The organism is Effusibacillus sp. SKA8 (genome assembly GCF_058273125.1).
In genome coordinates, this window is record NZ_JBZCSF010000013.1 from 13,202 (window position 1) to 25,680 (window position 12,479).

Sequence of the window (12,479 nt, forward strand, 5' to 3'; positions counted from 1 at the left end):
AACTCGGGAGGTAGCACCATGCACGAAAAAATTGTCGCTTTGCTGGAACAACGCGGAGTAACGGTTGACGATATCGTCGAAATCGTATATACCTTGCAAAAACCCTATCACGCGGATCTCGATGTGGAGGAATGCAGGGAAAGCGTGCTTCGGGTTTTAAATAAACGGGAAGTTCAATATGCTTTGTATACGGGGATCGCGTTGGACATGTTGGCCGAACGGAATCTTCTGCCCGAACCCCTGCAAACGATTATGAACGAGGACGAACCGCTGTACGGCGTCGACGAAATCTTGGCGCTTGGCATCACAAACGTGTACGGATCGATCGGTTTGACGTCATTTGGATACCTGGACAAGGAAAAGATCGGAATCATTGCGAAATTGAACGTGAAAGGCAAAGGAATCCACGTTTTTCTCGACGATTTGGTTGCGGGAGTGGCGGCGGCAGCCAGTGCCAGAATCGCCCATCGGGCCAAATCGGCGGTGGAAGAGAGGGATACAGATTTGTGACAAATGTGCGGAAACCCGGCAATGGCCGGACATTTACCATTCCCAGGGGGCAGTCTTGACTCCCTGGTAGTACACCATGTTTTTCCGTGGTATAATTTGAGGACAGACCGCTTTTGGATGGTTGTTTGAAGATGTTTGCAAGCATTATAGGATCCCCTCAGGGTGCCCGGCGCATCACCGGAAGTGCTGTGTCGCTTTGAGGGGAATGTGTAAGGATGGTGTTGTTTGGTGTCTTTACGGGAAGATGCATTGGAATTTCATCGCGTGCATCAGGGGAAACTCGGCGTTGTATCAAAAGTGGAGGTGAAAGATGCCCGCGACTTGAGCTTGGCTTATTCGCCGGGAGTGGCGGAACCCTGCAAGGAAATTCACCAGCAGACCGATCGCGTGTACGAATACACCAGCAAAGGCAATCTGGTTGCCGTAGTCAGCGACGGCACCGCGGTTTTGGGGTTGGGCAACATCGGGCCGGAAGCGGCGCTGCCGGTCATGGAAGGGAAAGCGGTGTTGTTCAAGCAATTTGGTGGCGTCGACGCGGTTCCTTTGTGCCTGAACACAACGGATGTCGACAAGATCGTCGAGACTGTCAAGCTTCTGGAGCCGACATTCGGCGGCGTCAATCTGGAGGATATTGCGGCACCGGCTTGTTTTGCCATCGAAGACCGGTTGAAGCGAGAGATGAAGATCCCCGTTTTTCATGACGACCAGCACGGAACGGCGATCGTCACATTGGCCGGATTGATCAACGCGCTGAAAGTCGTCGGCAAGTCGATGCAGGATATTCACGTCGTGGCCAATGGGGCCGGCGCCGCCGGTATCGCCATCATTAAACTGCTGTTGTCGATGGGGGTCCGGAACATCATCATGTGCGATACGAAAGGAGCTATCTACGACGGCCGTATCGAGGGCATGAACCCGATTAAGGAAATCGTCGCCAAGAATACCAACTATGAAAAGCGGTCGGGTTCTCTGGCGGAAGTTCTTGTGGGAGCCGACGTCTTTATCGGCGTGTCGGTCGGCGGGGCGGTCACCAAGGAGATGGTTCGCTCGATGAATCGCGATCCGATCATTTTTGCGATGGCGAATCCGGATCCGGAGATTTTGCCGGATGAAGCGTTAAGCGCCGGAGCGAAGGTGGTCGGGACCGGAAGATCCGATTTTCCGAACCAAGTGAACAACGTCTTGGCTTTCCCGGGGATTTTTAGGGGCGCTCTCGATGTGAGGGCGACGACCATCAATGAAGAGATGAAGATCGCGGCGGCGTATGCGATCGCCGAACTGATCGGTCCAGATGAACTGCGAAGCGATTATGTGATTCCGCGTCCGTTTGACCCGCGCGTCGCTCCCAGCGTAGCGGCTGCCGTGGCGAAAGCGGCGATGGAATCGGGAGTCGCCCGCATTCATGTGGATCCTGCCGATGTGGCGAGCCGGACGCGGGAAATGTCTGGCATCAAATGAAAAATCAGGATAAACGGTGCCTTTTCTTGCTTCCTTTAAAATGGCTGTGTTATGATGAGTTCAGTTTTTCCAGGGGGTAGGAGGAACTGCCGCTATGTGGACAGTCATTTATATCGCTTCTGGTGAAAAATTGGCCGCAACGATCAAGCGGAAACTGGCAGATGAGGGGTTTCTCGTAAAACTCCGGCAGACCAACATCGCCAAGCAACAGTTTGAAGTTCTGGTTCCCGAATCGGAATTGGACGAGGTGCAAGAGGTGCTGAAGGATATCCTGCATTTCTCCCATTTGCGGCAGTAGGAGGGCGCCACCCGGAAACGACCGGTGACTCAGACAACTTTTGGATTCGCCTTGCCGGTGAGGGTTCTTCGGGCAATAAAGCCTTTTTATTTAAAGAGGTGAAAGAGTGCTTAAGGATCTTTTCCATAAGAAACGCAAATATGCCACCATTACCACGCAAGAACCGGCTGATCGGAGGGAGACCATCCCGGAGGGCATCATGACGAAGTGCAAACAATGCTCCGAATTGTTGATCAGCCGGGAACTGGAAAAGAACTTGAAAACGTGTCCGCGCTGCGGCTACCATTTTCCGATGTCCGCTCAGGAACGGATCGCAGTCACGTTGGATGAGGGGCGTTTTTTTGAGTATGACCAGGGGTTGGCCACGGTGGATCCGTTGCAGTTTGAGGATTACCTCGCCAAGGTCGAACTGGCGCAACAGGCAACCGGACTTACGGAAGCGGTTGTCACGGGCGAAGGGGCGATCGAGGGGCATCCGGTGGTAATCGGTGTCATGGATTCCCGATTTATTATGGGATCAATGGGATCCGTCGTCGGCGAAAAGATTACGCGGGCGATCGAGAGAGCGATCGAGAAACGATATCCGGTGGTCCTGTTTGCCGCGTCGGGGGGAGCCCGCATGCAGGAAGGGATTTTTTCCCTGATGCAGATGGCAAAAACCAGCGCCGCTCTGAAAAAATTGAGCGACGCAAAACTTCTGTATGTTTCCGTATTGACGCATCCCACGACGGGAGGCGTCAGCGCTTCCTTTGCGAGCCTGGGGGATATCAACATTGCCGAACCCGGCGCATTGATCGGGTTCGCCGGCCGGCGCGTGATCGAGCAAACCATCCGGCAAAAATTGCCCGACGATTTTCAGACTGCCGAGTTCCTTTTGAAACACGGGATGATCGACAGGGTCGTGCCGCGCAAAGAAATGAGGCAAACGTTGGGGAAGATCCTGGATATTCACGCGGGGGGTGTTCGTCATGGCCAATGAACTGCAATTTGAAAAGCCATTGACAGAACTCCGCGCCAAGATCGAAGAACTGCGCAGGTTCACCGAGGAAAAGGGAATTGACTTCTCCGACGAAATCGCCAAGTTGGAGCGGAAGGCGGCCGAATTGGAGCAGTCGATCTACGGGGAACTGACGCCCTGGCAAAAGGTGCAGATCGCCCGGCATGCGGAACGGCCGACGACGCTCGATTACATCCGCGGCATCTTCACCGATTTTATCGAACTGCATGGGGATCGCACGTTCGGCGACGACCCGGCTCTGGTCGGCGGCATCGCGAAACTGGACGGCATCCCGGTGACCGTCCTGGGGCACCAGAAAGGGCGCGATACGAAAGAAAACATTTACCGCCGTTTCGGCATGCCGGAACCGGAAGGATACCGCAAGGCTCTCCGTCTGATGAAGCAGGCCGAAAAGTTTGGCCGCCCGGTGATCTGCTTGATCGACACGTCCGGGGCTTACCCCGGAATGGCGGCGGAAGAGCGGGGCCAAAGCGAAGCGATTGCCAGGAATCTGATTGAAATGGCCGGCCTGAAAGTTCCCATCGTGTGTGTGGTCACAGGGGAGGGCGGTTCCGGCGGGGCGCTCGCGCTGGGTGTCGGCGACCGTATTTTTATGCTGGAACATGCCGTCTACTCGGTGATTTCGCCGGAAGGGGCAGCCGCGCTTTTGTGGAAGGACGCTTCGCAGGCGCAGCGGGCTGCCGAAACCATGCGGATTACGGCGCAGGACCTGCGCCGTTTCGGGATTGCCGACGGTGTGATCGAGGAGCCGCTGGGCGGCGCCCAGAAAGACCCGGAGACAATGATCGCCCGCGTCAAGGAATACGTGCTGGCTGCCGTTAAGGAATTGTCGCTGCTGACGGAAGAAGAACTGGTTGCAGCGAGATACCGCAAATACAAGGCGATCGGCCGTTACAAAGAAACCTTGCAACCGGTCGCACTGGCGGGGGAAATCGCGCAAAAATAAGTTCACGAGGAGTGTGCTTCTCGAAAAATAAGCACCTTCTCTTTTTTGCAGTATCGGGACAAAAAGTGTCCCTCCGGGACGGCATTTCTGGCGTGGTGTTGTGTGAGTTCTCCGCGGAAGGCGGGGAATGAATTTTGGCACATAACGTCACTGTCGCGGGCCGATTTCGAGTACAATAAAGGTTGGGAGGTTTTGGGCTATGAAACGAATCGGAGTGTTGACCAGCGGCGGGGATTCACCCGGCATGAACGCGGCAATTCGCGCCGTCGTAAGGAGCGCGATTTATCACGGCATTGAAGTTGTGGGCGTCAAGCGGGGGTATCACGGGTTGATTACCGGCGAAGTGGTGCCGATGGATCTCGGGTCTGTCGCTGATATCATTCATCGGGGCGGCACGATTTTATTTACGGCCCGGTGTGAAGACTTTAAAACAGAGGCTGGACAGGCCAAGGCGATTTCGACCATTCGCGAACACGGAATCGATGGGATGGTCGTGATCGGAGGGGACGGTTCCTATCGGGGTGCCAACGTTCTCACGCAAAAAGGGATCCCGACGATCGGGTTGCCGGGAACCATTGACAACGACATTCCTTGCACCGATTTCACCATCGGATTCGATACCGCCATCAACACGGTCATCAACGCGATCGACAAAATCCGGGATACCGCCACATCCCACGAACGGACGTATGTCATCGAAGTGATGGGGCGCAATGCGGGCGATATTGCGCTTTGGGCCGGAGTGGCAGGCGGCGCGGAATCGATTCTGATCCCGGAAGAACCCGTGAACATCGACAGCATGGTGGAGAAACTGAAACGCGGCGCCGCCCGGGGGAAGCGGCACTCGATCATTCTGGTTGCGGAGGGGACCGGCAAGGGGTTTGAGATCGGTCAGCAGATCCGCGAGAAAACCGGTTGGGAAACCCGTGTGACGGTACTCGGGCATATCCAGCGGGGAGGATCGCCGACCGCATTTGACAGAACGCTTGCCTCCCGGATGGGATCGATGGCGGTCGATCTTTTGATGAAAGGCGATGGAGGCAAAGCGGTGGGAATCGTGGGTGGAGTCCTGCAAGCGAATGAGATTGGCCGGGTATTGGCGACTCCCCGAAAGCCCAACATGTCCCTGTACTCGCTCGCTTCAATTCTTTCTATTTAACGGAAACTGAAACAGGTGCAAAACGGCACGGGGCTTCGGAGGGGAGCGCCAGGTATTGTGCCGCTTTGCCGGGATCAGGTGGGAGGTAAAAGATGAGACGCACGAAAATTGTATGCACGATCGGTCCGGCCAGCGAGTCGGTGGAGGTGCTGACATCTCTGATTCAAAACGGCATGAACGTTGCCCGGCTCAATTTTTCGCACGGCACCTACGAAGAGCATGCGGCGCGCATCCGCAACATCCGCGAAGCTTCCCGGATCGCGGGCAAAATGGTCGCGATTTTGCTTGACATTAAAGGGCCGAAAATTCGCACCGGCTTGATCCAAAACGATCAGGTGGAATTGAAAGAGGGCGCTTATATCACTTTGACTACCGAAGACGTGCTCGGAACGGCGGAACGGGTCTCGATTTCCTACAAAGGTCTGCCGGAAGATGTGGAGCGCGGCTCCCGCCTACTGATCGATGACGGGCTGATCGGGCTGGTCGTGGAAAAAGTGGAGAAAAGTAACATTCTTTGCCGGGTGGTCAACGGCGGCCTGCTGAAAAACCGCAAGGGCATCAATGCGCCCGGAGTCCGCCTGCGCATTCCAAGCGTAACGGAGAAGGATATCGCCGATATCAAATTCGGCATTGAACAGGGTGTGGACATGATAGCCGCATCGTTCGTCCGCAAGGCGGGCGACGTGCTGGATGTCCGGCGCGTGTTGGAAGAGGGCAACGCCGATATGGACATCATCGCGAAGATCGAAGCGCAGGAAGCCCTTGAAAAGTTGGACGAGATCATTGAAGTGGCGGACGGCTTGATGGTTGCCCGCGGCGACCTCGGGGTCGAGATCCCGACCGAAGAAGTTCCGCTTTGGCAGAAAATCATGATTGAAAAATGCAATCGGGCCGGCAAGCCGGTCATTACCGCAACCCAGATGCTGGACTCGATGGAGCGTAACCCCCGTCCTACCCGGGCGGAGGCGAGCGATGTCGCAAACGCGATTTTTGACGGAACGGACGCCATTATGCTGTCCGGTGAAACGGCGGCGGGGAAATACCCTGTCCAAGCGGTTGAAACCATGGCCCGCATTGCCGAACGGGCCGAGCAGGCGTTGCGGGATCGCATTGTGGCGCCGAAAAAACGCCTGTGGGATGACGATCCCACGGTGACGGACGCCCTTTCCCAAGCGGCTGCGAGCATTGCGCAAGAGCTAAAGGCGAAAGCGGTTGTCACCCCGACGCAAAGCGGATATACCGCCCGGATGGTATCAAAGTACCGGCCGGAAACGGTGATTATTGCGGTAACCCCGAAGGAAGAAGTGGCTCGCCGCCTGCTGCTCTCCAACGGCGTCTATCCGGTGGTGGTGGAAGGGACGAGAACTACCGACGAGATGCTGGAGATGGCAGTGAAAGGCGCATTAAAATCCGGACTCGTCAAACACGGGGACCTGGTGGTGATTACGGCCGGCGTCCCGGTTGGGATTCCCGGAACCACCAACCTGCTGAAAATCCATACGATCGGCGATGTAATCGCCAGAGGCCAGGGGATCGGGCAGCGGGCTGTCACCGGACGCGTGGTCAACGGGAAACGCCCTGAAGATATCCTGGCGCGAATGCAACAAGGCGACATTCTGGTCATGCGTTCAACAGACGAGGATGTCGTTCCCGCAATGGAGAAAGCGGGTGCGGTCATTGTGGAAGAAGGCGGACTTACCTCGCACACGGTGGTTGCCTGTATCTCCCTTGGAATTCCGGCGATTGTCGGGGTTGAACACGCGACTGACCTGCTGCAAGACGGATCCACCGTCACCGTGGATCCGGTGCCGGGCTTGATTTACAAAGGCCAGGCGCAAGTTTTGTAATGATGAATCGGGCAATCAGGAAGACGGAGTGAGGTCGGAATGGAAGGGAACTGGCACGAAACCGAGCTGCGGGTCCGCTATGCGGAAACGGATGCGATGCGGGTGGTGTACCATGCCAATTATCTCAACTGGTTTGAGGTCGGCCGGACCGAAATGATGCGGGCGGCGGGGATTCCTTACCGGCAGTTGGAAGAACGGGGGATTTTGCTGCCTGTGATCGAGGCGCGGGCTTTTTTTCAAGCGGCTGCCCGGTACGACGATCTTGTCACGGTCAGAACCCGGCTGTCGCATGCCCGTGTCAAGGTGCAATTCGATTACGAAATCGTGCGGAAAACCGACAGGCAGCTTTTGGTGAACGGGTATACGGTACACGCCTGGGTGGACCGTGAGATGAAACCGATTCAATTGCGGAAAGCCGCACCGGAAATGTATGAAGCGATTCAAAAGCGGTTTTTCCCGGAATCAGGTTAACCGTAAAGGAGGATTTTCGTGTTTCGAATCCTGCTGCTGCTTTTTATCGTTGTTCCCCTTGTCGAGATATACGTCCTGATCCAGGCGGGCAAAGTAATCGGAGGCTGGCAGACCGTTTTTCTGGTACTGTTGACGAGCGCTGCCGGTGCATACCTGGCCAAAACGCAGGGGCGTACGGCTTGGCGGCGGCTGCAAACGGAATTGTCCATGGGCAGACCTCCCGGCGATGCGCTGCTGGATGGAGTCTGTGTGCTGATCGGCGGAATCCTGCTGATGACTCCCGGTTTTGTAACGGATGTGCTGGGGTTGATCCTCTTGCTTCCCCCGGCGCGGGAGCCGTTCAAACGGCTCATAAAGCAGCGGATCAAGAAACGGTTGGCAAAAGGCGTGTGGATCAGCTATCGAGGATGGTAGGAATGAAATGGGTGATGCGCTGGAGGAAATTTTCCTGCCTGGAATTTTCCACAGTTATTCCATAATTTTCTGCTAGACTTTAGGATGAAGATGGTGCGAAGGCAATTTAAATACGGGTAGAGGTGATGTGGGAGTGAAGAAAACACAGGCGATTTTTTGGGCGGTCCTTTTGGCGGCAGGTGTGGGCGGCGTCGCTTCGGCGGATGGCAGTTTCCAGGGATATCCGACCGTCAACCTAGTAATCGACGGGAAAGCGATCCAATCCGATGTGCCTGGGATTCTGTTGTCGGACCGGACTATGGTGCCGCTGCGGGTAATTGCCGAGAATTTAAAAGCGGAGGTGAAATACGACGAGGAAACGAACAATGTGATTATTACCGCGAAAGATACGGCTTCTCCCCAAACGGTTCCGGCCAGAGTGAGCGGCGAATTCATGGGCCTTCCAAAAGTGGGTGTGCTGGTCAAGGGGAAGGCAGTAACCGGCGATGTGCCTCCGGTTGTTTTAAACGGCCGCACCCTCGTGCCGGTGAGGATGGTGGCGGAAGCGCTTGGTGCCAAAGTCAATTGGGTCAACAACACAGTGTACATCAGTAGTGCAGGCAGTTCCGATCTGCAACAAGGAAGTGCGGAAAGCGGTGTGAATCTGAACGATCTGTCCATTCAAGGGAATTCAACCGGCACGGAACTGATGTCGGCCGACGAAGAAACGGATCTGGCGGAATTGATGGACGGGCTTGATGCTGGTGATGATTGGAAGCCCGATTCTTCGCTGGTGGATGCAAGCGTTCAATAAAATAGCGATACAGGGAGGAGAAAACGGATGAAAAGAGCGATTGTTTCTGCATTAACGGTTTTAACGGTTTCCGGTTTGGGGATCTCCCCTGTTGTTGCTGAAAGCGCAACGGCTTCGGCAACAACTGCCGTATCTCCGACAGCGCAGGATCAGGGAAAGCAGGCGGCTTCCGTACAGACCGATCCTGATCGCGAAGCCTTGAAAGCGCAGTTGCAGGTGTTGAAAGGTCTTCAGGAGCAAGAAAAAGCCCTGAACCAGCAGTTGGCTTCGCAAACCCAGACCAACAAAGGTTTGATCGCTCAAATTCGAGGTACCGTCAATCAGGCGACTGTTGACAAGATCAAACAGGTGAGGGCTGCAAACGAAGACATTCGCAAACAGATTGAACCGCTGCAGACCCAAATAAAGGAGTTAAGAAGCCAGCTTCAATCCGTCACCGACAAAGACCGGAAAGCAAACATTCGCCAACAAATCAAACAGTTGGCGGACCAGATAAAACCGCTCTGGGAACAGATTAAGTCGAACCGGCAATCCGTTCAGACGGACATCGCTGCGACAAAAGCCCAGCGGGAAGCGGTCAAACAGGCGCTTTCCAACGTCAAGCCGCTATGGGAAAGCGATAAGAACCTGTGGGGCCAGATAAAAACCTTGGAACAGCAAAAGCATGACAATTGGGCGACCTACAAGGGGCAAATTCAAGCAAAAGACTATAAAGGTGCTTTGAATACGCTGAATCAGATCATCAGCCTGAAGCAGCAGATTATCGCTTTGAAACAGCAAATATTGGCCAATAAGCAGCAAGTCACAACAGTGCTGCAAGGCTTTAACGGCGGCGCCCCGCAGAGCGACACCCAAAACCCTGCCGCTGCAAACAACGCTAAGTAGAGGAAGATCCGGCAAGCAGAATTCTGCGAGCAAAAAAACCCGGCATAGGTAGCCGGGTTCGGGCTAAAAAATTTTCCAAGATGCGTCACGGTTTCGACCGTGGCGCTTTTGCGTGCTTTCCCCCACCGGAGCAGTGTGACGGAACAACCATTTTGTTTCATTCTGCGAAACATAGGTTCAATAGGTGGAAAATTTTCTTGTTGCATAAAATGCAGATATGGTATGATGAAAACGACTGCAGTTACGATCCTGTTATTATGGAAATGAGGGGGAACGTTTCATGGCATTGTTCGAGAAGTTTGCTATGCCCACTGAAGGGGAGAAAATTAGAGTTGACAACGGGAAACTGATTGTTCCCAACAACCCGATCATTCCGTTTATCGAGGGGGACGGTACCGGACCGGATATCTGGGCGGCTGCCTCCCGTGTGTTGGATGCGGCGGTTGAAAAGGCTTACAAAGGTGAAAGAAAAATTGCCTGGTACGAAGTCTATGCCGGCGAGAAGGCGTTCAACAAGTTCAACGAGTGGCTTCCGAACGACACGTTAAGCGCTCTCAAAGAGTACATCGTCAGCATCAAAGGTCCTCTGACGACTCCGGTTGGCGGCGGGATTCGTTCGCTGAACGTGGCGTTGCGTCAGGAACTGGATCTGTATGTTTGCCTGCGTCCGGTTCGTTATTTCAACGGTGTTCCTTCGCCTGTCAAACATCCGGAACTGGTTGACATGGTTATCTTCCGCGAGAACTCCGAAGACATCTACGCCGGTATCGAGTATCAGGAAGGCACTCCGGAAGTGAAGAAACTCATCAACTTCCTACAAAACGAATTGGGCGTGAAGAAAATCCGTTTCCCCGAAACTTCCGGTATCGGTATCAAGCCGGTTTCAAAGGACGGTACGGAGCGGCTTGTGCGTGCCGCAATCGAATATGCGCTGCGTCATAACCGGAAGAGCGTGACCTTGGTACATAAGGGCAATATCATGAAGTTTACCGAAGGCGCGTTCAAAAATTGGGGTTACGAACTGGCCGAGCGCGAATTCGGCGATAAGGTGTTCACGTGGGCCCAGTATGACCGCCTCAAGGAACAACAAGGCTCCGAAGCGGCCAACAAGGCGCAGGCGGAAGCGGAAGCTGCCGGCAAAATCATCGTGAAAGACAGCATCGCGGACGCGTTCCTGCAGCAGATCCTCACTCGCCCGGCGGAATACGACGTAATCGCGACGCTCAATCTGAACGGCGATTACATTTCCGACGCTTTGGCGGCCCAAGTCGGCGGCATAGGGATCGCACCCGGCGCGAACATCAACTATGTGACCGGACATGCCGTATTTGAGGCAACGCACGGCACCGCGCCAAAATATGCGGGACAAGACAAAGTGAACCCGGGTTCCGTTCTGTTGTCCGGCGTGATGATGCTGGAGCATCTCGGATGGCAGGAAGCGGCCGATATGATCATCCGCTCGATGGAAAAAACCATCGGTCAGAAAATCGTGACCTACGATTTCGCTCGTTTGATGGATGGCGCGAAAGAAGTGAAATGTTCCGAATTCGGAACCGCTTTAATCAACAATCTGTAATGGGGGAGACCAGAATGACGATCAAACGCAAAAAAATTTCCGTAATTGGCGCCGGTTTTACCGGAGCAACCACCGCTTTGTTCCTCGCTCAGAAAGAGCTGGGAGATGTAGTGCTGCTCGATATTCCGCAACTCGAAAACCCGACCAAGGGGAAAGCGCTTGACATGTTGGAAGCGACGCCGGTTCTCGGCGTGGATGCCAACATCATCGGCACCAGCAATTACGAAGACACCAAGGATTCCGATCTGGTTATCATCACAGCCGGTGTTGCCCGCAAGCCGGGCATGAGCCGCGACGACCTCGTGACCACCAACGCGGGCATCGTCAAATCCGTAACGGAACAAGTCGTCAAATACTCGCCGAACTGCTTTATCATCGTTCTGTCCAACCCGGTGGACGCGATGACCTACGTCGCGCACAAAGTGTCTGGCTTCCCGAAAAACCGTGTGATTGGCCAGTCCGGTGTGCTCGATACGGCACGTTTCCGTACCTTTGTGGCACAAGAACTGAACGTGTCGGTTGAAGACGTGACCGGATTCGTTCTCGGCGGACACGGCGACGATATGGTTCCGCTCATCCGGTACTCATTCGCAGGCGGCATCCCGCTTGAAAAACTGATTCCGAAGGATCGGCTCGACGCGATTATCGAACGGACCCGCAAAGGCGGCGGCGAAATCGTGAACCTGCTCGGAACGGGCAGCGCTTATTACGCTCCGGCCGCTTCCCTTGCGCAAATGGCGGAGGCGATTCTGAAAGACAAGAAGCGTATCTTGCCGGCGATCGCCCTGCTGGAAGGGGAATACGGATACGAGAATCTGTATATGGGCGTACCGACCCTGCTTGGCGGCAACGGTATCGAAAAAGTTTACGAACTGGAACTTACCGCGGAAGAAAAAGCCGCTCTCGACAAATCGGCTGACTCTGTCCGCAATGTGATGAATGTGGTTGGCTAATCGCTGAGCCATGGGCGCAACAGCTTTCCGCTTGGTATTTGACCAGGCGGAAGGCTGTTTTTTGTTGGAGGGTGGGGTTCCTTTTCCGCAGTTTGAATTTTTGGATGATCAGGAACTTTCCTTAAATTTTAAATTTCTGTTATCATGGGCA

The 12,479-nt window shown here is 54.6% G+C and carries 13 protein-coding genes; all 13 read left to right on the forward strand.

The genetic code is table 11. The features are described 5' to 3' along the window. Positions 1-18 precede the first annotated feature (18 nt). Positions 19-510 carry a phosphatidylglycerophosphatase A family protein gene (locus AC4ED1_RS11300; RefSeq protein ID WP_490938623.1) on the forward strand — a complete coding sequence of 164 codons (492 nt, stop codon included), beginning with the start codon at positions 19-21 and terminating at the stop codon, positions 508-510. A gap of 228 nt (positions 511-738) precedes the next feature. Next, positions 739-1,968, forward strand: a complete 1,230-nt coding sequence (gene ystJ, locus AC4ED1_RS11305; RefSeq protein WP_490938774.1) for an NADP-dependent malic enzyme — start codon at positions 739-741, stop codon at positions 1,966-1,968. Positions 1,969-2,062: 94 nt separating this feature from the next. Next, positions 2,063-2,266 carry a glutamate decarboxylase gene (locus tag AC4ED1_RS11310; protein WP_490938625.1) on the forward strand — a complete coding sequence of 68 codons (204 nt, stop codon included), beginning with the start codon at positions 2,063-2,065 and terminating at the stop codon, positions 2,264-2,266. Between the two features lie 106 nt (positions 2,267-2,372). Next, entirely contained in the window at positions 2,373-3,245 is an 873-nt protein-coding gene (gene accD, locus AC4ED1_RS11315; protein ID WP_490938627.1) for an acetyl-CoA carboxylase, carboxyltransferase subunit beta, read from the forward strand. Beyond that, positions 3,235-4,230 (forward strand): acetyl-CoA carboxylase carboxyltransferase subunit alpha, encoded by a 996-nt coding sequence (locus AC4ED1_RS11320; protein WP_490938629.1) that lies wholly within the window; start codon positions 3,235-3,237, stop codon positions 4,228-4,230. Before accD ends, AC4ED1_RS11320 begins: the two co-directional genes overlap by 11 nt. Positions 4,231-4,429: 199 nt before the next feature. Then, positions 4,430-5,389 carry a 6-phosphofructokinase gene (gene pfkA, locus AC4ED1_RS11325; RefSeq protein ID WP_490938631.1) on the forward strand — a complete coding sequence of 320 codons (960 nt, stop codon included), beginning with the start codon at positions 4,430-4,432 and terminating at the stop codon, positions 5,387-5,389. A gap of 92 nt (positions 5,390-5,481) precedes the next feature. Beyond that, positions 5,482-7,236: a pyruvate kinase gene (pyk, locus tag AC4ED1_RS11330; protein ID WP_490938633.1), complete on the forward strand. Its 1,755-nt coding sequence runs from the start codon at positions 5,482-5,484 to the stop codon at positions 7,234-7,236. A gap of 39 nt (positions 7,237-7,275) precedes the next feature. Further along, complete coding sequence (locus tag AC4ED1_RS11335) at positions 7,276-7,707, forward strand: acyl-CoA thioesterase (protein WP_490938634.1); 432 nt, start codon at positions 7,276-7,278, stop codon at positions 7,705-7,707. Positions 7,708-7,725: 18 nt separating this feature from the next. Continuing rightward, on the forward strand, positions 7,726-8,121 hold the full coding sequence (locus AC4ED1_RS11340; RefSeq protein WP_490938636.1) for an FxsA family protein: 396 nt from the start codon (positions 7,726-7,728) through the stop codon (positions 8,119-8,121). Positions 8,122-8,254: 133 nt separating this feature from the next. Continuing rightward, a complete protein-coding gene (locus AC4ED1_RS11345; protein WP_490938638.1) occupies positions 8,255-8,914 on the forward strand; it encodes a copper amine oxidase N-terminal domain-containing protein in 660 nt (219 codons plus the stop codon). 27 nt (positions 8,915-8,941) lie between these two features. Beyond that, complete coding sequence (locus AC4ED1_RS11350) at positions 8,942-9,799, forward strand: hypothetical protein (RefSeq protein WP_490938640.1); 858 nt, start codon at positions 8,942-8,944, stop codon at positions 9,797-9,799. A 280-nt stretch (positions 9,800-10,079) separates the two neighbouring features. Next, positions 10,080-11,375: an NADP-dependent isocitrate dehydrogenase gene (gene icd, locus AC4ED1_RS11355; protein ID WP_490938642.1), complete on the forward strand. Its 1,296-nt coding sequence runs from the start codon at positions 10,080-10,082 to the stop codon at positions 11,373-11,375. 14 nt (positions 11,376-11,389) lie between these two features. Continuing rightward, complete coding sequence (gene mdh, locus AC4ED1_RS11360; protein ID WP_490938644.1) at positions 11,390-12,328, forward strand: malate dehydrogenase; 939 nt, start codon at positions 11,390-11,392, stop codon at positions 12,326-12,328. Positions 12,329-12,479 lie beyond the last annotated feature (151 nt).